Source organism: Halorubrum sp. SP3 (assembly GCF_005435195.1).
GTDB classification, from domain to species: domain Archaea; phylum Halobacteriota; class Halobacteria; order Halobacteriales; family Haloferacaceae; genus Halorubrum; species Halorubrum sodomense.
On sequence record NZ_SGTU01000134.1, the window covers coordinates 380 to 1,019 of the forward strand.

1 pseudogene is annotated in these 640 nt (G+C 51.2%); it reads right to left on the reverse strand.

Features of this window, described 5'->3' with window-relative positions:
* Positions 1-161 precede the first annotated feature (161 nt).
* Positions 162-640, reverse strand: a pseudogene (locus EXE42_RS15850) (DUF2254 domain-containing protein); the annotation flags it as partial.

Genomic DNA, 640 nt, shown 5'->3' on the forward strand with positions numbered 1-640 from the left:
TGGGTATCGCAATCGGCATGGGCGTTGGGATTGCAGTCGGTGCTGGATTATCGACGCGGTGAGTATGCAGCTCTCATCGACCGGCTGTTTCAGATGAGAATATATCTGAAGAATAGGATTTCAACAGAGCCCAAATTCTTGAAACAGAGGAGATGATCGACTTATTCTGAATCTTCGTCCTCGGCCGGATCCTGCTCAGTTGATTCGGTCTCCTCCTGAAGCCTCTCCGCGAATCCGGATTGGTCAACAAATCCACCCCCCATACTGGCTGCCAAGACATCCTGCCGATGACTGAGCCAGTCCTCGAATGACTCATCTGTATCGATATCAAGCGTGTATTGATATCCAGTCTGAGGGATCTCAACCGGGTCCATAGTCTGCCTGAAATTCAGCCACTGAGCCGGGCTAATCTCCTCTGCTAAGAGCTGTTCAATCACGGCAATGATCTCGTTGCTCGAGACCTCACGACGCAACACTGGACTAAAATCCACCAGAACGTCATCTGGCGTTTCGTTTGACAGGTACTGGAGATAGAGAGTGGTACCAATCCACTGCTGTTTGAATGAGTCCAACCCACTATCAGAAAGCTCCGAGACAGCTTTTCCCCAGCCGTAGCCGACGTGCCCCCAGTCGGGAAAGT